General features: G+C 65.9%; 21 protein-coding genes. 11 read left to right on the plus strand and 10 right to left on the minus strand.

Annotation, left to right across the window (positions count from 1 at the left end; all coding sequences use genetic code 11):
• Nucleotides 1–8: 8 nt before the first annotated feature.
• Nucleotides 9–425, minus strand: a complete 417-nt coding sequence (locus CAFEA_RS02175; protein WP_253705005.1) for a hypothetical protein — start codon at nt 423–425, stop codon at nt 9–11.
• A gap of 166 nt (nt 426–591) precedes the next feature.
• On the opposite strand from CAFEA_RS02175, the gene imuA' reads away from it, so the two are divergent.
• Nucleotides 592–1,323, plus strand: coding sequence for a DnaE2-dependent mutagenesis accessory factor ImuA' (imuA', locus tag CAFEA_RS02180; RefSeq protein ID WP_253705006.1), 732 nt, complete (start codon nt 592–594; stop codon nt 1,321–1,323).
• Nucleotides 1,320–2,873: a Y-family DNA polymerase gene (locus CAFEA_RS02185; protein WP_063938502.1), complete on the plus strand. Its 1,554-nt coding sequence runs from the start codon at nt 1,320–1,322 to the stop codon at nt 2,871–2,873. The genes imuA' and CAFEA_RS02185 overlap by 4 nt, the downstream gene beginning before the upstream one ends.
• Here CAFEA_RS02185 and CAFEA_RS02190 read toward each other — a convergent pair whose 3' ends face one another.
• Nucleotides 2,874–3,461: an AMIN-like domain-containing (lipo)protein gene (locus CAFEA_RS02190; RefSeq protein WP_063938504.1), complete on the minus strand. Its 588-nt coding sequence runs from the start codon at nt 3,459–3,461 to the stop codon at nt 2,874–2,876. It lies immediately after the preceding gene.
• A 139-nt stretch (nt 3,462–3,600) separates the two neighbouring features.
• Between CAFEA_RS02190 and CAFEA_RS02195 the strand changes: the two genes are divergently transcribed.
• On the plus strand, nt 3,601–4,479 hold the full coding sequence (locus tag CAFEA_RS02195; protein WP_063938506.1) for a sucrase ferredoxin: 879 nt from the start codon (nt 3,601–3,603) through the stop codon (nt 4,477–4,479).
• Between the two features lie 208 nt (nt 4,480–4,687).
• Here CAFEA_RS02195 and CAFEA_RS02200 read toward each other — a convergent pair whose 3' ends face one another.
• The 5 genes from CAFEA_RS02200 to CAFEA_RS02220 are packed head-to-tail and all read right to left on the minus strand — an operon-like array spanning nt 4,688 to nt 9,021.
• On the minus strand, nt 4,688–5,458 hold the full coding sequence (locus tag CAFEA_RS02200; protein ID WP_082855723.1) for an HAD family hydrolase: 771 nt from the start codon (nt 5,456–5,458) through the stop codon (nt 4,688–4,690).
• A gap of 11 nt (nt 5,459–5,469) precedes the next feature.
• A complete protein-coding gene (locus CAFEA_RS02205; protein WP_063938510.1) occupies nt 5,470–6,171 on the minus strand; it encodes a methionine ABC transporter permease in 702 nt (233 codons plus the stop codon).
• A complete protein-coding gene (locus CAFEA_RS02210; protein WP_063938512.1) occupies nt 6,168–7,196 on the minus strand; it encodes a methionine ABC transporter ATP-binding protein in 1,029 nt (342 codons plus the stop codon). The genes CAFEA_RS02205 and CAFEA_RS02210 overlap by 4 nt, the downstream gene beginning before the upstream one ends.
• Nucleotides 7,197–8,087 (minus strand): MetQ/NlpA family ABC transporter substrate-binding protein, encoded by an 891-nt coding sequence (locus CAFEA_RS02215; RefSeq protein WP_063938514.1) that lies wholly within the window; start codon nt 8,085–8,087, stop codon nt 7,197–7,199.
• Nucleotides 8,088–8,130: 43 nt separating this feature from the next.
• Nucleotides 8,131–9,021: a MetQ/NlpA family ABC transporter substrate-binding protein gene (locus tag CAFEA_RS02220; protein ID WP_063938516.1), complete on the minus strand. Its 891-nt coding sequence runs from the start codon at nt 9,019–9,021 to the stop codon at nt 8,131–8,133.
• Nucleotides 9,022–9,188: 167 nt separating this feature from the next.
• Here CAFEA_RS02220 and CAFEA_RS02225 point away from each other — a divergent pair, with 167 nt between their 5' ends.
• The 3 genes from CAFEA_RS02225 to CAFEA_RS02235 all read left to right on the plus strand — a co-directional run bounded on the left by CAFEA_RS02225 (nt 9,189) and on the right by CAFEA_RS02235 (nt 14,922).
• Nucleotides 9,189–12,353 (plus strand): error-prone DNA polymerase, encoded by a 3,165-nt coding sequence (locus CAFEA_RS02225; protein WP_063938622.1) that lies wholly within the window; start codon nt 9,189–9,191, stop codon nt 12,351–12,353.
• 674 nt (nt 12,354–13,027) lie between these two features.
• Nucleotides 13,028–13,522 carry a PH domain-containing protein gene (locus CAFEA_RS02230; protein ID WP_253705007.1) on the plus strand — a complete coding sequence of 165 codons (495 nt, stop codon included), beginning with the start codon at nt 13,028–13,030 and terminating at the stop codon, nt 13,520–13,522.
• Nucleotides 13,519–14,922 (plus strand): PH domain-containing protein, encoded by a 1,404-nt coding sequence (locus tag CAFEA_RS02235; RefSeq protein WP_082855724.1) that lies wholly within the window; start codon nt 13,519–13,521, stop codon nt 14,920–14,922. Before CAFEA_RS02230 ends, CAFEA_RS02235 begins: the two co-directional genes overlap by 4 nt.
• Here CAFEA_RS02235 and CAFEA_RS02240 read toward each other — a convergent pair.
• Nucleotides 14,869–15,333, minus strand: a complete 465-nt coding sequence (locus CAFEA_RS02240) for a tRNA (cytidine(34)-2'-O)-methyltransferase (protein ID WP_063938518.1) — start codon at nt 15,331–15,333, stop codon at nt 14,869–14,871. The two genes, CAFEA_RS02235 and CAFEA_RS02240, sit on opposite strands and share 54 nt — an antisense overlap.
• 24 nt (nt 15,334–15,357) lie before the next feature.
• Between CAFEA_RS02240 and CAFEA_RS02245 the strand changes: the two genes are divergently transcribed.
• From CAFEA_RS02245 to CAFEA_RS02255, 3 genes are all read left to right on the plus strand, one after another.
• Nucleotides 15,358–16,230: a bifunctional methylenetetrahydrofolate dehydrogenase/methenyltetrahydrofolate cyclohydrolase gene (locus CAFEA_RS02245; RefSeq protein WP_063938520.1), complete on the plus strand. Its 873-nt coding sequence runs from the start codon at nt 15,358–15,360 to the stop codon at nt 16,228–16,230.
• A gap of 60 nt (nt 16,231–16,290) precedes the next feature.
• Entirely contained in the window at nt 16,291–16,629 is a 339-nt protein-coding gene (locus tag CAFEA_RS02250) for a DUF3017 domain-containing protein (RefSeq protein WP_063938625.1), read from the plus strand.
• 279 nt (nt 16,630–16,908) lie between these two features.
• Nucleotides 16,909–17,574, plus strand: coding sequence for a metallophosphoesterase family protein (locus CAFEA_RS02255; protein ID WP_063938522.1), 666 nt, complete (start codon nt 16,909–16,911; stop codon nt 17,572–17,574).
• On the opposite strand, the gene metX is transcribed toward CAFEA_RS02255, so the two are convergent.
• Complete coding sequence (gene metX, locus CAFEA_RS02260; RefSeq protein ID WP_063938524.1) at nt 17,571–18,707, minus strand: homoserine O-acetyltransferase MetX; 1,137 nt, start codon at nt 18,705–18,707, stop codon at nt 17,571–17,573. The two genes, CAFEA_RS02255 and metX, sit on opposite strands and share 4 nt — an antisense overlap.
• Nucleotides 18,708–20,042: an O-acetylhomoserine/O-acetylserine sulfhydrylase gene (locus tag CAFEA_RS02265; protein WP_063938527.1), complete on the minus strand. Its 1,335-nt coding sequence runs from the start codon at nt 20,040–20,042 to the stop codon at nt 18,708–18,710.
• Between the two features lie 202 nt (nt 20,043–20,244).
• Here CAFEA_RS02265 and CAFEA_RS02270 point away from each other — a divergent pair, with 202 nt between their 5' ends.
• Nucleotides 20,245–21,108, plus strand: coding sequence for a DUF559 domain-containing protein (locus CAFEA_RS02270; RefSeq protein ID WP_159437621.1), 864 nt, complete (start codon nt 20,245–20,247; stop codon nt 21,106–21,108).
• Between the two features lie 272 nt (nt 21,109–21,380).
• Nucleotides 21,381–21,587 carry a hypothetical protein gene (locus tag CAFEA_RS02275; protein WP_063938530.1) on the plus strand — a complete coding sequence of 69 codons (207 nt, stop codon included), beginning with the start codon at nt 21,381–21,383 and terminating at the stop codon, nt 21,585–21,587.
• The last annotated feature ends 58 nt before the right edge of the window (nt 21,588–21,645 follow it).

Raw genomic sequence — 21,645 nt, forward strand, 5'->3', positions numbered from 1 at the left:
GAGTAGATCTACGCGTACGCGAGGCGCCGCGTGCCGTCCACGTGCGGGTACAGCACCCAGGCCGCCGCGGCCGCCAGCACACCCGCGACCCACGCGCCGAGTGTGGGCCAACCGGCCAGCGGCGCGAGCATCAGGAGCAGCCACCACAGCATCAGGGGGAGCACCATGCCTATCGACGGCACCCTGGCCACGTTCTTCTCATCCGCAAACGCCCTGAGCTGTTTGCGGTAGGGGTGCAGCAGCGTCACGGCGACGGCGGCAACGACGCACAGAATCGCCACGACTGCTTTGACACTCAGCGGCGCCTGCGAGGCCATCACGCCGACGGACCCGCCCACGCCGAGCGAACCCAGTGCCCGGACGACGGTCGGGGTGGGGATCGGCGTGACGCGGTTGCGGACCTCTGCTGCGCTGATGGGGATCACGAAAGGCGACGTTACCAGGGCACTTCACCGCCCGAATTAATCATGAGTGGGGAGATCATGGATTATTCGTATGGCCCCATGAGCCAGGTTCTCATGAGGGTGAAGTAGAAAACATGTTCGGCCAGGAGCGTTGCCTGTGTCGGCCCCGGGGTGCATACTGTTTGGCGTGAGTGGAACACCTATTCGAGCTGCGTCGGCAGCGGCGGCAAACCTGGCAGTTGTGGAAGAACCGCCAGCTCAGCCGTCGCGCGTCGACCAGGTCGCCGAGCTGCGCGCCCGCATGGCCGCTATCGGCGGGGAGGTTCCGCAACAGGTCGTCGAGGATGCGGAGACCCTTGCGGTGGCGGGTGGGCTTTCGCTCGTGCTGCCGAACGGTGGTCTGCCGCGCCGGGCGGTCACGCACGTCAGCGACACCCCGGCGCTGATCGTGGAGCTCATCGGCCAGGTGGTGCAGGCCGGCGGGCGCGCGGGCGTGGTGGGCTGGCCGGAGCTGTCGTACGCCAGCATCGACGCAGACGCGATGGAGCGAGTAGTGGCGGTGCCGGACGCGGGCCTCGACGACCTCAGCGTCGCTGGCGTGCTCGCCGAGGGCCTCGACCTGGTGGTGCTGCGCACCCGCAGCCCGTTCCAGCTCACTCCGGTTCGCGCACGCCCCCTGCTCGCCCGGATCCGGAAAGGTCAGGCCGCGCTGGTATGCGTGAACGTGGAAGTGCCCTCGCCGGCGCTGACGGTCACGGGCCAGCTCGCGCAGTTCCACGGCATCGGCCGGGGCATAGGCCGCATCACGGGCATCGACTTCGACGTCCGCGCGCAAGCCAAGGGATACCGGCCGGCCAGTGCGAGGGTGACGTTGGGCACCGGGGGCGTCGAGAAGCGAAGGCTCCGGGCCGTCACATGAGGGCCGCGGCACTGTGGTTTCCGGACTGGCCGGTGCAGGCGGCGCGGCTGGAATCGGGCGATGAGCTGACAGAACCCATCGCAATCGCGGCGCAGCACCGGGTAAAGGTGTGCTCGCACGCCGCGCGCCAGGTGGGCATCCGCCGCGGGATGCGGGTGCGCAACGCCCAGGCGGTCGCGCCCGAGCTGACGGTGGTAGAGGACAACCCGGACCGCGACGGGCGCATGTTCGCCTCGCTGGCCGCCAGCTTCGACGAGGTCGCCGCCAGCGTGGAGGTGATACGCCCTGGGCTCGTGGTGGTGGACGTGGACGCCGCGGGCCGCTTCCACGGCAGTGAGGGCAAAGCACTCGAGATGCTTATCGACGCCGCCTCGCGCCGCGGCATCGACGCCTTCGCAGGCGCCGCCGACGAGATCGCCACCGCGCTGATCGCCGCGCGCACCTCCCAGGTGATCCCGCCGGGAGGATCGGCCGAGTTTTTGGCAGTGCAGCCGCTGGGCGTGCTGGTGGCGGAAGAGTCGCTCGCTGCGGACATGGACACCGTCAAAGCGCTGGGGCAGCTTGGCATTTCCACACTCGGGGAGCTGGCGAAACTGCCGCCGAACGCGGTGACCACCCGTTTTGGCACCAAAGGTATGCGCATCCACCGCATTGCCTCCGCCGCGCCGGACCGCCGCGTCGCCCCGGAGCTGCCGGTGGAGGACCTCGCCGTGGCGATCACCCCCGAGGACCCGATCGAGCGCGTGGACGCCGCCGCGTTCGCCGCCCGGGCCCTGGCCGCCAGCCTGCACGAACGACTCAAAGACACCGGCCGCAACTGCCTGCGCCTGAAAGTTATCGCCGAGCTTCACGACGGCTCCCGCGTCGAACGCGTCTGGCGCACTCGCGAACCGCTCACCGAAGCCGCCACCGCGGACCGCGTGCGCTGGCAGCTCGACGGCTGGCTGACAAACGGCGGCGCCGGCGCAATCACCAGCCTCATCCTCGAGCCGCTCGAATTCGCCGCGCCCGAACCAGTCGGCGAACTGTGGGCCGACGGCGCCTCCACCGACACCGCGCGCCGGGTGGTGGAGCGCGTCCAATCCCAACTCGGCATCGACGCGGTGCTTCAACCGCGGCTCGTCGGCGGGCGCGGGGTGGCCGAGCGCGTGGCGATGGTGCCGTTCGGGGAGGAACCGGAGGACGTCGATAGGCAATCGTGGCCCGGTGCGATCCCTCAACCCCTGCCCGCGCGCCTCGGCGGCGGCATCGACCACCCGGCCTCGCGCATCATGCTTATCAACGCTGCCGGCGCCCCCGTCATCGTCACCGCCGAAGCCCTGCTAAACAGCGAGCCGTACGGACTGGCCTGGGGCGACAAGCGCTACCTCGTCACCGGATGGGCGGGCCCGTGGCCCGTAGACGCGGACTGGTGGATGCAAACCAAACTGCCCGCAGGCCGCGTCGCGCGCATGCAGGTCGTGGGCCGCGAAGGAGGGGAAGGAGGCGCCGCGACCGGCTGGCTTTTGGTGTGGAGCCGGCGCAGCTGGCGCGTGGAAGCGGTGTATTAGCTACTTCTGCACGATATCCACGACAACGCGCGTGGGATCCTTGAGCACCTGCACCGAGTACGGCAGCTCGGAGCGCAGTCCCACCACGACCTGGCTGCGGCCCTCGTACGTGCCCGCGCTGATCACGTCGATGACGTTGCCGGTGTCGCCCGCCATGGTCACCGGGACGTCGTTGTCCTTGCCCAGCTCAAAGGGGTATACGGTGCCGTCGACGTTGATGTTGAGGAAAAAGTTGCCCGCCACCTGCAGCGGTTGGCCCACCGTCTCCTGCATCGGGGTGGAGGTGTAGTCCACGAACCAGCCCGGATCGCCGTCGCCTGCCAAGTCCACCACCACGCGGTCGAAGCCCTCGTGCGCGCCGACGCGCACGCCCACCACGGCCAGGCGCGAGGGCTCGGACGGGCGCTGCGTCTTCGGCGACGAGTCTGCAGCGCCCAGCGGCTGCGGTTTCTTAGCGGGGGAGGCCAAGCTGCCCGTCAGGGTTTTTCCGGCACCGTCGCCGACGACGCTGCAGGCGCTGCACGCCACAGAAGCAGCCACGCACGCGCCCGCGAGCGCCACGCGCGAAAGACCGGAGAATTTAAACACCCAGTCACCGTAGCCAGAGGCCAGGTGAGAACAAAAAGAAAGGAGGCGAAATCGTAAAAGGTTATTTAACCGTTATAACTTGGAATGATGTCCAAGAGGGTGGCTTACGGGTTAGGGCATGCTTAGCTATGGTGGTGCCATGCAACAACTGCCCTGCTCTGACGTAGAGGTTGAACCGCTGCCGGGAACCGCCAAACCCGGCTCCGTGTACGTGCTTTTTGAGTGGCCGGAAGCCTGGCCCCGCGACGTCATGGGCGACGCCGCCCTCGGCGAGGAGCTCACCGCGAAACTTGGGCCCATGCTCGAAGAGCACGACGCGACGCTACTGCTCATCCGCCACCCAACGCGTGAGGGCCGCAACATCACCGACCACCACCTCTACCTCGTCTTCGCCGACGAGGCCGTCACTGAGGTCAAACACATTGACAGCCCCGAAGAGCTGCTGGAGCTGGATCTTTCTGGCCCGGGCCGCAACGGCGCCGAACGCCGCGAGCGCCCGCTGCTGCTGATTTGCACCCACGCTAAGCGCGACCGCTGCTGCGCCGTCAAGGGGCGCCCGCTGCTCAACGAGCTGCACGCGCGCCACCCGTTCGGCCCCGGCAACGACGTGGTGTGGGAGACCTCCCACATCAAGGGCCACCGCTTCGCGCCGACGATGCTGCTCCTGCCGTGGGCATACAGCTTCGGGCGCATGAACATTGAGGCCACCGATGCCATGCTTGCCGACGCATCCGCGGGCCGCTACTTCGTCCCCGGCAACCGTGGCCGCGGCACCCTGGGACCCGCCGAGCAGGTGGCTGAGCTCGCCGCCGCCGCAGAGGTGCCCGGTGCTCGCTACGGTCAGTTCGAGGTTGCTGCGTTTGACGGTGGCTCCGTCCTGGTCACCGACACTGCAGCTGGCCAGGCGTACGAAGTGCAGCTGGAGCAGCGCCCGGTGTCTGGCGTGGTCGACTCGTGCGGAAAGGCGCCGAAGGAGAGCACGGCCTGGGTCGCGGTGTCGGTGACCCCGCGGCGTTAACTTCTCGCTTTCCGCCTTCGGCACCACAACCTGCGGATCTGCTAGTTGTCCAATTCAGCTTTCGCGGCGCTCCTAGCAGATCAGCCCGGTGTTGAAACTCGTGTTCAACACCACCTGGGGAAACGAAAAGTTGGACACGTGATCTGCTAGTTGTGGATCGGGGCGGTCGGCGACGAACTAGCAGATCAGGTTTGAGGGTGCGCTGGCGCTACATGTACTCGCCCAGGACCTCCGCCACGGAGCCGATAACGCGGTCCGTGGCCGCGCGCACCTCAGAAGGCGAGTGGTGGAAGCTGTGGGAGACGTCCGCGATGGCGTGCATGGGCAGGTCGTTCCAAGAATCGCCGAATGTGTAGAGCTGGATGGATTCGCGGGGGAGGCGGAGCTCGTCGAGAAGCTGCAAGATCCCTGCGCCCTTGGAGCGCCCCGGGGCCATGAGATCGATGTAGTCCTGGTTCTGCGCGACCTCGACCTCGCCGAGCGTGGACGTCCAGTCGACGACCTCCGCGCGCAGCTCGGCGTTACCAGGCACCCAGATGGGCACGACAGCGAAGCGGTGGTCGGGGATGTCCGCGGGAGTCATCTGCGCAAAATGCGCGGTGAAGGTGTGGGTGATGCCGGTGTTGTTTGCGAACACCCCGTCGACTTGGCCCAGGGTGGTGCCGAAGATGGCCAGGCCGTCGCGGGACCCGAAGGCGTCCAAAGTCGCCTGCAACACGGAGCCTGCGACTTCGTGGCCGAAGATGAGCTCCCGGTTCGCCCCGTCCGTGGCGGAACCGCCGTTGGACAGCACCTGGTAGTCGAAGGTGAGCCCGCTGCCGCGCATCCCGTGGGCCAGCGCCGTGCGGGAGCGGCCGGTGGCAGAAAAAGCGAGATGCCCGGCAGCGCGCCACGCATCTATCGCGGCGATGTCCTCCTCGCGGAAGCCGTGGGGAGGGTGGTGGAGAGTGCCATCGAAGTCGAACGCCGCAACCTTCATGGCACCCAAACTTACCGGCGCATGACTTTCTTGGACAGCCAGTTGCCCAGGAACTGCGCCAGCTGCACGATGACCACGATGACCAGCACCGCAGCCCAGGTGACCTGAGGCTCGAACGCGCGGTAGCCGTACACGATGGCGAAGTCGCCCACGCCGCCGCCGCCGATGTAGCCGGCCATGGCGGACATGTCGATCACCGCGATGAAGATGAAGGTGTAGCCCAGAATCAGCGGGCCGAGCGCCTCCGGCAGGATCACCGAGGTGATAATCTTCCACGGGCTCGCACCCATGGAGCGGGCGGCCTCGATCACGCCCGGGTCAATGGCCACCAGGTTCTGCTCCACGATGCGAGCAACGGTGAACGTGGCGGAAAAGCACATCACAAACGTGGCGGCGGCGCGACCGATGGTGGTGCCCACCACCTGCAGGGTCAGCGGGTAGAGCATCGCGATCATGATGATGAACGGGATGGGGCGGAAGAAGTTCACCGCCACGTTGATGATGGTGTACACCGCCTTGTTCTTCAGGATGCCGCCCGGGCGGGTGGTGTACAAAAACAGGCCTAAAAGCAGGCCGAAGAACCCGCCGACGACCATGGTGATGGCCACCATCCACAGTGTGTCGCCAATGGCTTCGAGGAAGGCGGGGCCGAGGGTGTCCCAGTTCGGCTCGGCGAGGATGTACTCGGTTACGCCAGTGTTCAACGCGGTCATCGGGTGATCTCCTCAATCTCGGTGCTTTGCTGCAGCGTGGACAAAAACTCGTTGATGGCGGCATCGTCGCCGTTAAGGCGCACGGTCATCTTGCCGAAGGAGCGCTCCTGCAGGGTGGTGATGCCGGCGTGCACCGGCTCCACCGACACACCGCGCCCGCGGGCGGCCTCGGCAGCGCCGAAGAACCCGGAATCCTCGGTGAGGTCCACGGTGAACAGGCGGCCCGGTTTGGCCAAAAGCTCGCGCGCCTCCACCTCGTCGGGGCGGTTGCGCAGGCTGGTGGCGGCGAAGCGCTGGGCCACGGAGGTTTGCGGGTTGGCGAACACGTCGTAGACGCTGCCGTACTCCACCACCTTGCCGTCTTCCATGACGGCAACCTTGTCGGCGATGGCGCGGATGACGTCCATCTCGTGGGTGATCACCACGATGGTGATGCCGAGCTCCTCGTTGACGCGGCGCAGCACGCCGAGGACCTCTTGGGTGGTTTCGGGGTCGAGGGCGGACGTGGCTTCGTCGGCAAGCAAAAGCGACGGGTTGGTCGCCAGCGCACGGGCGATGCCCACGCGCTGCTTCTGACCGCCGGAGAGCTGCTCCGGGTAGTTCTCGCCGCGCTCGGACAGGCCGACGAAGTCGAGCAGCTCCGCCACGCGGCGCTTGCGCTCCTTTTTGTCCACACCGGCCAGCTTCAGCGGGTACTCGATGTTGCCGGCGGCGGTGCGGGAGGAAAAGAGGTTGAACTGCTGGAAGATCATGCCGACGTTGCGGCGGATGTCGCGCAGTTTGCGCTCGGGCATGCCGACGACGTCGGTGCCGTCGAGAAGCAATTGCCCCGAGGTGGGCATGTCCAGGCCGTTAATGAGGCGGACAAGCGTGGACTTGCCGGCACCCGAATAGCCGATCACGCCGAGAATCTCGCCCGGCTCGACGGTCAGGGTGACGTCGTCGACGGCGTTGACCTCGCGGTCTTTGGTTTTGAAGACCTTGGATACGTTCCGGAACTCAATCCGGGTGCCGGTGTGTGTCATCTACTTGTACTCCTCCACGAGTCGGTCGAGGACCTCGTTGAGCTCATCCTTGGAGCGCTGGACCTGCACGGCGGTGCCGTTGGAGTCCTCGTTGAGCGCCGCGGTGACTTCCTCGGACTGCCAGACGTCCACGATCTTTTCGTAGGTCTCGTTGTCCAGGTCGTCGCCGGAGACGGTGAAGACGTTGATGTACGGCTCCGCCAGCTCCGAATTCGGATCGTCCGCGGCCACCGAGGAGGCCGGGTCGATGCCGGCGCGCGCCAGCCAGTTGTTGTTGATCACGGCCGGGCGGCCCTCGTTGTAGGCGTTCGGCGTCTGGGAAGCGTCCACGGCGACGACCTTGACCTTGGAGGCGTCCTTGTCAATGTCAGCCGGCGTCGGGGTCAGCTTCGGCGCGCCGTCACGCAGGGTGACCAGGCCCGCCTGAACCAGCACGTTGATGGCGCGGCCCTGGTTGGACGGGTCGTTCGGGATGGCGATCTCGGTGCCCTCGATGCCGTCGAGAGAGTCGTGGTCCTTCCAGTACAGGCCCAGGATGTTGATCTCGCCCGAGCCGATGATGCGCAGGTCCTCGCCGGCGGTGGCGTTGTACTGGGCCTGGTAGTTGATGGTCTGGAACTTCGAGATCTCAATCTGCCCCTCGACCTGCGCCGGGTTGACCTGCGGGTACTCGGTGAACCGCATGATGTCCAGGTCGATGCCGGCCTTCTGCGCCTCGTCGGCGAAGACGCTCCATGCCTTCTGGTCGGCGTCGGTGGTGCCGATTTTCACGGTGACCTTGTCGCCGTCGCCATTGCCTGCCGACGACTCCGTCTCCGACGAGCAGGCCACCAGCCCGGTGGCCGCGATGAGCGATGCCGCTGCTGCGGCGATAACGCGGTTGGTGCGCATAAAGCGTGCTCCTTTTGCTTAGTTGAGTGTTTGTGGAGACTTACTAGTTCTGGAGGCGGTCCAGAATCTCATTGAGCTCAGCCTGATCGCGGTAGACCGGCACGGAGGTGCCCTTGGAGTCCTTGGCCGCGGCCTCGGCGACCTCCGGGGTCTGCCACAGCTCAACCAGTTTGTTCAGAGTCTCGTCGTCGATGTCATCTGCCTGGGCGGCGAAGACGTTGATGTACGGCTCGGCCTCCTTGGACTCCGGGTCGTCCTGGAAGATGGCCAGGCCCGGCTCGATGCCGGCGCGGTCCAGCCAGGTGTTGTTGATGATGGCCGGTTTGCCCTCGTTGTAGGCGGACGGGGTCTGGGATGCGTCCACCGGGGTGACGGTGACCTTGGAGGCGTCCTTGTCGATGTCGGCCGGGGTCGGGGCGAGCTCGTCTGCGACGCTGTCGCTCAGGGTGAGCAGGCCAGCCTGGACCAGCACGTTGATGGCGCGGCCCTGGTTGGACGGGTCGTTCGGGATGGCGACGGACTCGCCGTCGATGCCGTCGATGGAGTCGTGGTCCTTCCAGAACAGCGCCAGCGGCACGATCTCGGTGGAGCCGACGACGCGCAGGTCGTTGCTGGATGCCTTGTTGTACTCGGCGAGGTACTTGATGTGCTGGAACTTGTTCACGTCCAGCTCGCCCTGCGCGAGTGCCTCGTTGACCGGGGAGTAGTCGGAGAAGGAGACGATGTCCAGGGTGATGCCGTTGTCGGCGGCCAGGTCCTGGAACACGCGCCATGCTTCCTGGTCGGCTTCGGTGGTGCCGATCTTGACGGTGGTGTTGTCACCGTCGGCTGCGGTGGTGTCGGCGGTGTTGTCGGACTCGTTGGAGCAGGCGACCAAGCCGGTGGTGGCCAGGGCAGCCGCGGCAACGGTTGCGAGGGTGCGCTTGATACGCATTGGGGTCTCCTTGGGTTGGGAATCTATGACGGGTCAGAATCTAGCACCCTATGTACCGCTTAGTCTATTTTTGGTCGAATTACTTAACCGAGCTGTCTGTCGGGGTGTGAGGCCGGTGGATCAAACGAACTAGTACACAGTTTCGAACAGTGGTAGTGTCCCTTGCTATGAGGTTCAACGGGGGAGCGCCGCTGTCGTGGTCGAGGCTCGAGCGCATCCTCTCCGGCCGCCCCGGCCCGGAGCCGGTGCCGGTTGGCCACACCGGCGCGCCCGCAGGCGCTGCGTACGGCAAAGCGCAGCCTGCGCCCCCGCCGCGGGAGCGATGCCTATCGACGACACCGTTCGCCGAGCTGCACACCGTGAGCTCCTACAGCTTCCTCGGCGGGGCGAGCGAGCCGGAGGATGTGGTTGCCAGGGCCGTTGAGCTGGGGCTGAGTGCGGTGGGGCTGTTGGACCGGGACGGGTTTTACGGCGCGGTGAAGTTCGCGGAGGCGGCCGCTGAGGCCGGTCTGGATACCGTATTCGGGGCGGAGCTGACACTCGGCGACCGGGTCCTGCCCGTGCTCGCCCGCGGGCCGGAAGGCTACAAGCGCCTGTCGCACCTGATGGCGGATGCGCACATGGCCACCCGCGAGAAAGACAAGGTGGCCTACCCGCCGCTGGAGCTCATCGGCGACCAGCTCGGCGGCACCTGCGTCGTGCTCGCCGGCTGGCGGTGGACGGAGGAAATCGACCACCTGGTCGACGTGTTCGGCGCAGACAATGTCGTGCTGGAGTACGAGGTGTCCATGACACCCGAGGACGCGGACCGCCACGCGGCGCTGGATGAACACGCGGGCAAACTCCCCGCCATCGTCACGGCGCTGCCCGCCGCGGCCACACGCGACCATGCCAGGCTGGCGCAGGCGAAGCGGGCGCTGGCCAGGCGCGAATCGCTCGCGCAGGCGCACGGGGACCTGCACCCGATGGGGGCGAACTGGCTGCGCTCCGGCGACCAGCTCCAACGCATGTACCCAGGCTGCGAGTCGAAATTGGCTTTCAGCGTTGAGCTGGCGAAACGCTGCGCGTTCACGCTCGACTTGGTCGCGCCGGAGCTGCCGCGCTACCCCACGCCGGACGGCCGCAGCGAGATGGACCACCTGCGAAATCTCACGCTGGCGAGTGCGCAGTTTCGCTATGCGGCGCGCTCGCCGGAGGTGCGTCGAAAAGCGATGGCCCAAATCCGCTACGAGCTGGAGGTGATCGAGGAGCTGAATTTTCCCGGCTACTTCCTCATCGTCTACAACCTGGTGGATTTCTGCGCGAGGCAGAACATCATGTGCCAGGGACGGGGCAGTGCGGCGAACTCGGCGGTGTGTTTCGCTCTGGGCATCACCAATGTGGAGCCGATCGAGGCGGGGCTGCTGTTCGAGCGTTTCTTATCCCCGGACCGCGACGGCCCGCCCGACATCGACTTAGACATCGAGTCGGGCCGGCGCGAAGAGGTGATCCAGTACGTCTACGACACCTACGGGCGCGACAACGCGGCGCAGGTGGCCAACGTGATCACGTACCGGACCAAGGGTGCGGTGCGCGACGCCGCTCGCGCTTTGGGGTTCGCGCAGGGCGCGGCTGATAGTTGGGCGAAGGGGATGGCGGAGGTTCCGGAGGGCGTCGAGAAGCTTGCGGCGCAATTCAAAGGGCAGCCGCGCCACCTGGGCATCCACTCCGGCGGCATGGTGATTTGCGACCGCCCCATTGCGGACGTGGTGCCCGTGGAGTGGGCGCGCATGGAAAACCGCTCGGTGGTGCAGTGGGACAAGGACGACTGCGCCTCTGCCGGCCTGGTCAAGTTCGACCTGCTCGGCCTGGGCATGCTGGAAGCGCTGCACCACATGGTGGACCTGGTGGAGGAAACCACGGGCCGCACGGTCAACCTGTGGGAGCTTCCGCTTGACGACGCCTCCGTGTACGACATGCTCTGCCGCGCCGATTCCGTCGGCGTGTTCCAGGTGGAATCGCGCGCGCAGATGGGCACCCTGCCCCGGCTGAAGCCGCGGCAGTTTTTCGACCTGGTGGTGGAGGTGGCCCTGATTCGTCCGGGCCCGATCCAGGGTGGGTCGGTGCACCCCTATTTAAGAAGGCGCGACGGGCTGGAGCCGGTGACCTACGACCACCCGGTGCTCGAGCGCGCCCTGGGCAAGACGCTGGGCATCCCGCTGTTCCAGGAGCAGCTCATGCAGATCTGCGTGGATGCGGCCGGCTTTTCGGGCCGAGAAGCCGATGCGCTGCGACGCGCCATGGGCTCGAAACGATCCCCGGCTCGCATGGCGGCGTTGAAGTCGCGGTTTTTCGAAGGGTGCTGGCGCACCAACGAGATTGGTTCGGACGTGGCCGAGGGGCTCTGGCAGAAGATCGTCGCCTTTGCCGCCTACGGGTTCCCGGAGTCGCACTCGCAGTCGTTCGCCTCGCTGGTGTACTTCTCCGCCTGGTTTAAGCGCCACTACCCGGCGCAGTTCTGCGTGGGGCTGCTGCGCGCGCAGCCGATGGGGTTTTACTCCCCGCAGTCGCTGATCCAGGACGCGCGCCGGCACGGGGTGGAAGTGCTGCCGGTGTGTGTGAACAACTCGGGGTGCGAGGCGCTGTGCGTGGACTCTTCGACGATCCGGGTGGGGCTGAACCTGGTGCGGGGGCTGGGTGCGGACGCGGCTTTGCGGATTGAACGGGCCGCGCCTTTCGACGGCATCGCGGACCTGGCGCGCCGGGCCGACCTGTCCGTGGAGCACGTCGAGGCGCTGGCCCGGGCGGGGGCGCTGGACTGCTTCGGGGTCACGCGCAGGCAGGCGCTGTGGCAGGCGGGCGTGGCGGCCACGGAGCGCGAGGGCATGTTGCCCGGGTTGTCGTCGGTGGTGGCGCCGTCGCTTCCCGGCATGAACCCGTTTGAGCTGATGGCCGCCGACGTGGTGGCCACCGGTGTCACCCCCGGGCTGATGCCGGTGGAGATGGTGCGTTCGGCGTTGTCGGCGCAGGGTGTGGTGCCGGCTGCTGAGCTGTTGCACGGGGTGGAGGACGGCACCCGCGTGCGCGTGGCCGGCGTGATCACGCACCGCCAGCACCCGGCCACCGCGGGCGGGGTGACTTTTTTGGGCATGGAGGACGAGACCGGGCTGATCAACGTGGTCATCTCCGTCGGGCTGTGGAACAAGCAGCGGGTCCTGGCGCGCACCGCCAAAGCACTGGTCGTGCGCGGGATCGTGCAAAACGCCTCCGGGGCGGTGTCCGTGGTGGCGGACCGGCTCGAGCCGCTGGCGATGGGGGAGCTGCTCTCCCGCGGGTCACGCGACTTCCGGTGATGGGTGCGTGCCAGGGTGGGGTTTGCTGGGTGTTGGCGGTGGATGCTTACCCCAGGATGCTTACTTCTAAACGCTTACTTCTCGAGATACCCAGGGCAGTTCAGGGCGCCGCACTCGATGGATAAGCATCCTGGGGTAAGCATCCACATCGGAATCGCCTCGTTCTACGAGGCCAATCCGTCTTGTCTGACCGATCGGAAATCTTCCTCATCCAAGAAATGGTGGTGGGTAATTTCAACCCTCGGGTCCCTACTCCAATCTGCGGCGTACATATCAAAAACTGGGATGCCGTGGGTTGGTGCTGGGGAACAGGTCTGCCACGAAAGACCGACACTTTCGCAAGGGTGGACAACCTGGTGCGCCGGTTTGCGAGCAACTCTCCGGGCTTAACTGGGTGCACCATGCCTGAATGGGGTGGTGCCGATACCCCTAAGAACTGTCGCCGTGCGAGCCGCCGTGCATTCTCGTAATCGATGAAGACATGGATTTTCTCGGCGGTTGAAAAGTCGGTGTGTTCCCCCATAATAATAGTTCCCCTACCCCGTTTGATTAAAAAACCGCCAATCCCCAGAGGGGAAGGCGGGAGTAATGACAATGACTATACCCGGGGCGTTTCAGTTGTCAACTGGTAGAGCGACCCAGCCCCATCGCGCCGGGCTGGTAGCGTGAGCGCCATGTCAGACGCGCCGCTGCAGCCTTTGCCCACCTCGGTGGAGACCATGCACAAGGTCTCCCCGAAGCTGATGTGGCCGCAGTTGGTCAGCAACGCCATCTGGGCGCTCATTGTCTGCGGCGGGCTCTACCTCTGCTACCGCGAGTGGGGCTGGGGTTTTCTCATCCCGCTGGGTATTTTCGGCGTCTTTTTCATCTGGCGGTTCTTCCTCATCCCGTTCCAGGTGCGCAACATGGGCTGGCTGGAAACGGACAATGAGCTGGTGTTGAGCAAGGGCAAGATGTTTCACACCATCACGGTGATCCCGTACGGTCGCATCCAGTTCGTGGACGTGGAGTCCGGGCCGATTTCCCGCTCCCTCGGCCTGAAGGAGCTGAAGGTGCACACGGCGTCCAGCTCGTCGGATTCGGATCTTCCGGGCCTGCTCGCCGAGGACGCCGACGCGCTGCGCGACCGCCTGGCCGTCAAAGCCCGCGAGCGGATGAGCGGCCTGTGAGTACCGCGAGCAACCAGCGCAACCTCCACACCACCCCCGGCATGGAGGGCTACCGCCGCATCCACCGCCTCACGCCACTCCTTCGCGTCTGGACGTTCGTGCTGGCACTGGCCACGATTGCGCTGTTCAACTTCACCATGCCCATCTACCACTGGGCGCAGCGCGAAAACGTCGGCGTGCGCGAGATCGCGTGGGCGGCGGCGGGAGCCGTCGCGGCGCTCGCGGTGATCTTCGCGGTCTCCCAGATTTGGTGGCGCCGCAGCGGCTTCAAAATCGGCGAGGAGGAGGTGGAGGTGCGCCGCGGCGTGCTCACCAACCAGGTCCGCGCCGCGCGTTTCGACCGCATCCAGGCCGTCGACGTCATTGAATCTTTCGCGCCGCGGCTTTTCGGCCTCGCGTCGGTGCGCATCGAGGCCGCCGGCAACGCGCAATCCGCCATTGACATCACCTACCTGCCGCGTGATGAAGCGGAGGAGGTGCGCGCGCAACTGCTGCGCCGCATTGGGGGACCGCAGAAGCAGTTGCCTATCGACGCCTCCGGCCCGAACCTCGTTCCCCCAATCCCCATCCGCAGGTCGCTCATCGGCACCGCGTTCCAGATGTCCACGCTGTTCACAATCGCGTGGGCGTTCGTGCCGATTTGGACGGACCTGACCGCCGCGGCGATCATCCCGGTGCTGGTGGGTTTCTTGCCAAGGATCTGGCGCACCATCGACCAGTCCTGGCGGTTCACCTGCACCAAAGAAGGGGAGATGTTCCACCTCACCTACGGGCTGGCCAACCGCCGCCGCCAGGCGGTGCCGCGCTCCCGCATTCACGCGGTGCAGCTGCGCCAGCCGATGTTCTGGCGCATGTTCGGCTGGTGGACAGTCTCCGTGGTGGTAGCCGGCTACGGCTCGGAGCGCAACAAGCAGACCGGCACCTCGAAGCTTCTGCCGGTGGGCACGTGGGAGCAGGCGAAGGCGATGGTGGACGCCATCGGGCCGATGACCGGCGGCGAGCTGACGGACCTATCCGCAGCCGATTACCGCTCGCCGCGCAGCGCACGGTGGGTCTCGCCGATCGATTGGAAACGCCAGACCGTCACCATCCGCGACGGCGCCGTCGCCACGACCGCAGGCCGGCTGGGGCGCTGGTACCAGATGGTGGAAACGCCCCACATCCAGGAGCTGGCGTTCGAGCAGGGCCCGCTGCAGCGCGCCCTCGGCCTGGCCAACGTGGACCTGGACATGGTGCCCGGCCCGTTCAGTGTCTCCTTGCGCGATGTGGGGGAGGCGCAGGCACGTGAAATCGTCGATAAGCTGCGGGCCCGCAAGCTCCCACCGATGCAGGTGACGGACCCCTTGTCAGATACCGCCGACGAAGCCGAGCTGGCGCCACGCCTCGTAGACGGCGACTGACGCGGAGTTGGTCAGGTTCATGCTGCGCCGCGCCGGCAGCATCGGGATGCGCACCTCGCGCGTGATCCGCGGGTGGGCCAAGTGCGCTTCCGGGATGCCGTTGGCCTCGTTGCCGAACAGCAGCGCGTCGCCGTCCTGGTAGGACACCTCGTGGAAGTGGTGCTCGGTGTGCGCGGTGAACGCGAAGATGCGGGAATCCGAGATGGAATCGAAGCAGGCGTCGATGTTCGGGTGGATGATCACGTCCGCCAGGTCGTGGTAGTCCAGGCCGGCGCGTTTGAGGTGCTTGTCGTCGAAGTTGAAGCCGAGCGGCTCGACAAAGTGCAGCTGCGCCCCGGTGTTGGCGGCGAGGCGGATAGCGGCGCCAGCGTTGCCGCCGATGGCCGGGTTGTCGTAGATCAGGTGGAGCACGCCTGACAGTCTAGGATTGGGGCCGTGACTGCGATCAAACTGGACGGAAAACTCTACCGCGAGGAGATTTTCGCGGATTTGAAGGAGCGCGTGGCTCGTCTCAAAGCTGAGCACGGCCTCACCCCGGGCCTGGCCACGGTGCTGGTGGGGGAGGACCCGGCGAGCCAGAACTACGTGCGCATGAAGCACAAGGACTGCGAGGAGCTGGGGATCGCGTCGATCATGAAGGAGCTGCCGGGCGACTGCACTCAGGAGGAGCTGGAGCAGCTTATCAGCGAGCTGAACCACGACCCGGCCGTCACCGGCTACATCGTGCAGCTGCCGCTGCCGAAGCACCTGGATGAAAACCGCATTCTGGAGCTGATTGACCCGGCGAAGGACGCCGACGGCCTGCACCCGGTGAACCTGGGCAAGCTGGTGCTCAACGAGCCCGCCCCGCTGCCGTGCACCCCGAACGGCTCCATCAAGCTGCTGGAGCGTTTCGGCGTGGATCTGAACGGCGCGATCGTGTGCGTGATCGGCCGCGGCGTGACGGTGGGACGCCCGATTTCGCTGATGCTCACCGCCCGCGATGTCAACGCCACCACCGTGCTGTGCCACACCGGCACCAAGGACCTCGCCGCGGAGACCCGCCGCGCGGACGTGATCATCGCCGCCGCCGGCAAGCCGCACATGATCACCGCGGACATGATCAAGGAAGGTGCGGCGCTTCTCGACGTCGGCGTCTCCCGTGTCGACGGCAAAACCGTCGGCGACCTGCACCCGGACGTGTGGGACAAGGCCGGCTGGGTCTCCCCGAACCCGGGCGGCGTGGGCCCGATGACGCGCACGTTTTTGGTGCGCAACATCGTGGAAAACGCAGAACGCCAGGCCGGCATCGGCCAGGACGCCAGCTAGGGCGCCGGTTTGGCAAACAGCAGGATCCAGCTGCCGGGAAGCGACCGGTTGGGCGACCGGTTGAGCACTGAGCTTCCCGACGGGCTCACGCTGGACAACCCCCACGACCGCGGCGCGGCCGCCTCGCCACTGCCGGTGGCGGTGCAGCGCGCGATGGCCGCTCTGTTCGTGGTGGGGTTCGTGCTCTCCGGCGTCTACGCCGCCACGGAGCACTGGCGTCGCGCCACGTTCACGCTCGGCGCGGCCATGCTGTGGCTGACCGTGATGCGCCTGACCTGCGATTCCAAGGTGATCGGCTTGGTGGCGGTGCGCTCGAGACGCTTCGACGCGCTGTTTACCACCGCCCTCGGCGCGGCCATGCTGTGGCTGTCCTGGTCAGTGGACTCGCTCGGGTCGTAGTACGTCAGTTCAGTAACTGGGCGCTGCGTGTCGGCAGGCTTCGTAGGGTTAAAGCTGTCGTTTCCCCAGGAGGTCCCGCATGGCAGATTCCCACTCGAGTTATTTCACATTCACCACCGATTTACCCGGCACCAAGCGTAAAAGTTGACATTTTGGTCCGTTCGGGTCTGTAAAACCCCAGGTCAGATTTCAGCCGCTTTGTGTTAACTTTTACGAAATCGTGCACCGAGGAAGCCACAGGCTCCGCAGCCAGGCTCCGCGCCCGGATACCCTGGGGCCATGCCTCACCTCGCAGCCGATCCCATCCTCGTTGTCGCCGACATCCATTTGGGCCGCAAGCAACACGGCGACAAGAAGACCGGCCCGGGCATCGACTGGGCCCTGGACACCCTAGGACGCGGCGCGGAGGCGGGGGCGCGGCATTTGGTCATGCTCGGCGACGTCATCGACCGTAAGCGCTTCACTGACGCCACGTACGGCGAGGTCACTCGGTTTTTCCAGCGTGGGCTCGAGTTTTTCAACAGCGTCGTGTTCGTCGCTGGCAACCACGACGTGCACCACGACCTAACTGGGTTTATTCCGGGTGGCGTGATCGTTGCAAGGCAAGAGCCTCAGACCATCCGAGCGGGTGGGTGGGCGCTGCACACCGCTGCGGTGGAGGTGGACCGGGACCCGCGTGAGCTCGTCGCAAAGTTCCCCGCGAAGGTGGAAGACGCGCCGAACCTGGGCCTTTTGCACACCTCGGTGACAGGGGAGTACTCCAACAACCCGTGCCTGCCGTGCACCCGCGACGAGCTGGCCGCCTGCGGGTACGGCGCCTGGTTGCTCGGGCATGTGCACGAGCGCATCACGCTTGCCGACGCCCCGTTTGCCGGCTGGGTCGGTATGGGTAGGGCCTACCTGGCCACCTTGGACGGCACCGAGGTGCAGGTCAACGACCTCTAGATGTCGTAAGCGCCGCGCTCTGCTGCGACTTCGCGCGCGGACGGAGTCTCCTTGGTCAGGGTGATGAAGTTGCGCAGGATCAGGTCCATCTGGCGGGCCTCCACTAAGAAGGCGTCGTGGCCGACGGGGGAGGACAGTTTCGCCATGGCGAGCAGGTTGCCCAGGTTGCGCGAGAGGTGTTCCTGCTGGTGGTAGGGGTACAAAATGTCGGTGTCCACGCCCACGATCATGGTCGGCACCGTCGACGAGGCCAGTGCCTTGTTCAGCCCGCCACGGCCGCGGCCCACGTCGTGGCGGTTGAGCGCTTCGGTGAGGGTGACGTAGCTGGCGGCGTCGAAACGCTCGGTGAGTTTTTTGCCCTGATGTTCCAGGTAGGACTGCGCGGCGAAGCGCTGGCCGTCGGCGCGGAAAGGCCCAAGCGGATTTTCGCCCGCCTGGGCGGAGGTGCCGAAGCGCTCGTCGATTTCCAGCTCGCCCCTGTAGGTCAGGTGCGCAATGCGCCGCGCGGCGGCCAGGCCAGCGTTCGGGGCGCAGCCGGTGCCGTGGTAGTCGCCGCCGTGCCAGTCGGGGTCCTGGGTGATGGAGGTGATCTGGGCGGTCTGGATGCCAATCTGCCAGGCGCTGGCACGGGCGGAAACGGCGAGCACCAGCGCGTAATCCACGGTTTCGGGGTAGAGCAGCGTCCACTCCAGGGTGCGCGCGCCGCCCATGGAGCCGCCGATGATGGCGTGGACTCGGCCGATGCCAAGCGCTTCCAAAAACGCGCGTTCGGCGTGCACCATGTCGCGAATGTTGATCGCGGGAAAGCGCGAGCCCCAGGCACCACCGTCCGGGTGTTCGCTGGCAGGCCCGGTGGAGCCGTAGCAGGACCCCAGTGCGTTGGTGCAGATCACGCACCACTCGTCGGTGTCCAGCGCCTTGCCGGGGCCGATGGCCTCGCACCACCAGTCGGCGGCGTCGGAGTCGCCCGTGAGTGCATGCTCGACCAGCAGAATGTTGTTCTTGCCGCCAAGGTCACCACGGGGGACGCCCCACCGTCGATAGGCAATGTGCGCATCCTCGATCACCGCGCCCGCCTCGGTGTGGACGTCGCCGATAGCGACGGTTGCCAGCTCGCCTTCCGCAGCCAGCATTTACACCGCCGCGAAGCCGCGCTCGAGGTCCGCGATGATGTCCTCGACGTCCTCGATGCCCACGGACAGGCGCACCGTGGCCTGGGTGATGCCGGCGCGCGCAAGGCCCGCGGCATCCGACTGCGAGTGCGTGGTGGACGCCGGGTGGACCACAAGGGAGCGCACGTCGCCGATGTTGGCCAGGTTGGAGTGCAGCTTCAGCGCGTCGATGAACTTCCAGGCCGCGGTCTTGTCGTCCGCATCGCCGGCGATGTCGAAGGAGAGCACCGAACCGGTGTACTTCAACCCCAGCTTTTCCTGCGTGGCCTTGTACGGCGAGCCCTCCAGGCCCGCGTAGTTGACCTTGGCCACCTTGTCGTGGGCTGCGAGGAACTCGGCGACCTTCTTCGCGTTCGCATTATGCTTTTCGACGCGCAACGCCAACGTATCGATACCCTGCAACGCCACCCAGGCATTGAACGGGGAAATCGCCGCACCCGTGTCGCGCAGCAGTCCGGCGCGGGCGCGCAGTGCAAATGCCGGCGCGCCGAGGTCCGCGTACTTCAGGCCGTGGTAGGCCGGGTCCGGGGTGGTAAACAGCGGGAAGACATCCTCGCCGTCGCGCTGGACGGTCCAGTCGAACGTGCCGCCGTCCACGATCGCGCCGCCGATGGCCGCGCCGTTGCCGGTGTAGAACTTCGTGGTGGAAAGGACCACGATGTCAGCGCCGAGCTCCAGCGGGCGGACGAGCGCCGCGGTGGCCATGGTGTTGTCCACGATCAGCGGGACCTGGTTGTTGTGGGCCACCTCGGATATGGCAGGGATGTCCAGCACGTCCGCGATCGGATTGCCGAAGGTCTCGCCGTAGAACGCCTTCGTGTTCGGCTTGACCGCGGCCTGCCAGCTTGCCGGATCGTCCGGGTTCTCCACGAACGTGAAGTCGATGCCCAGCTTCGGCAGCGTGTGCTGGAAGAGCGTCTCGGTGCCGCCGTAGAGACGCGGGGAGGTGACCACGTGGTCGCCGGCCTGGGCGAGGGTGAGGATCGCGGCGGTCTCCGCGGCCATGCCGGAGGCGAACGCGGTGGCTGCCACGCCGCCCTCCAGGGAGGCGAGGCGGTCCTCCAGCGCGGACTGCGTCGGGTTGGTCAGGCGGGTGTAAATCGGGCCTGCGTCCGAGAGGTTGAAGCGGTTCTCAGCGTGCTGGGCGTCGTCGAAGACGTAGCTGGTGGTCATGTAGATCGGCTGGTTGCGCGCGCCGTAATCCTGGTCCACCTGCTGGCCGGCGTGGATGGAGCGGGTGCCGAACGACCATTCGCTGGCGTTCGAGTTGTCGTACTTCTGCTTCGAGTTCGTCATGGGGTGCAATGTAGTCCGCTTTGTCTGCCATTGCGTACCAAGCGGTCTATATGGGGTGTGGGCTGTGGGTTTGGCTGAATATAAATCTGTGAGGGAACCGCGGCGGGTTTTCGTGCGTCTAATTCGCATGGGGATGGACCGAGAAGACACACATGAACTGGGGCGTTGGGAAGAACGGAAAGGGGAGTTGAGGGCGGAGCTCGTGGATAAGCGAAAGCTCACGCACGGCACCTTCCCGGACGGGGAGTTTGTGGAACTGGAACCGACTGTGTGGTTTCCGGCCGCGACGTGGGGCGAGCTGAAATACCACGAACGGCAGTGGCTGCGCGTGGAGACCGCCGCGATGGTGAGCAACGCCGCTGTGCTGGTGGGGCGCTCGGCGGCTCGGAAGCTGGGGATGTGGGTGATTTCAAGCGGGGAGGAGCCGGTGGAGGTGGCGCTGCCGTCGCGGAGTGTGTCGCAGAGCAGGGCCCAGAGCGGGCGCTACGCGTTCCGGTTTTCCAAGCTTCGGCGCGACGAGCAGCTGGTCTACGAGGGGCACTGTCTTTCTACGCCGATCCGCACGTTCATCGACATCGCCCGCTACCACGGTTTTGTCGAAGGGCTCATCGCCGCCGACTACCTCCTGCGGCGCGGCATTGAACGGAACGCGATTGAAAAGGAGATCCGGAAAATGGGGCGGGCGAAGGGGATCGGTGAGGCCCGGAAGTGCCTGGAGCATGCGATCCCGAACTCCGATTCAGCGTACGAGTCCCTGGCCCGGGGGTTGTTGATTGAGGCCGGGATCGGGCCGGTGGTCGCCCAGGCCCAGATCGATCGCTACTTCGCCGACCTTTTGGTGCAGGGATGGCTGATCATCGAGATCGACGGGGAGATCAAGTACGAGCGCGACGACGCCGGCGAGGTGTGGAAGAAAGAATTCAGCCGACAGAAACGGATCGGCAACAAGGGCTACGTGATCCTGCGGTTCGAGTCCAGGCTCCTGCGGGAACAGCCCCACGTGTTTATCGCGGAAGTTCGGGCTGCGCTGACCGGCACCGAGGTGCTGGCGGCGCGGATGGGTTAGATGCTTACAGCAGGATGCTTACTCGTTGCTAGATGCTTACTCCCAAACGCTTACTTCTCGACGAACCTCCGGCTGGTTCTCGCGGGTTACTCGAGAAATAAGCATCCTCGGGTAAGCATCTAGCCGGGGTAAGCATCCTCGGGTAAGCATCCTGGGCGAGTCGAATGGACCAAGCCTGTCGGATGCCAAAGAAGGTACGAAAGTGCCTGGTTTTCCAGGTCTCCTCCGCGATACGTTGCAGTGAGCACCACCCACACTGGAAAGGACCCACTATGAACCGCACCACAACCGCGAACGTGATTGCGCTCGTGCTTCTTATCGCACTCATTGTGGCTGGGCTCGTGTTGAGCAAGAGCTACTTCAATGCGAAGGAGCTGCAGGCGCTCCTTGACGGCGCCGCTGAGCAGGGAATCGGCTACGAAGTCCATATCCATAACCCCTGGACCGGGGATTACTCCTTTCACCCCGAGGCGGGATAGCCGCGCGGGCGAACTACAGCGCAACAAAAACGGCCGGCACAGGGTGCGAGACCCTGGC

This window comes from Corynebacterium afermentans subsp. afermentans (assembly GCF_030408355.1).
GTDB lineage: Bacteria > Actinomycetota > Actinomycetes > Mycobacteriales > Mycobacteriaceae > Corynebacterium > Corynebacterium afermentans.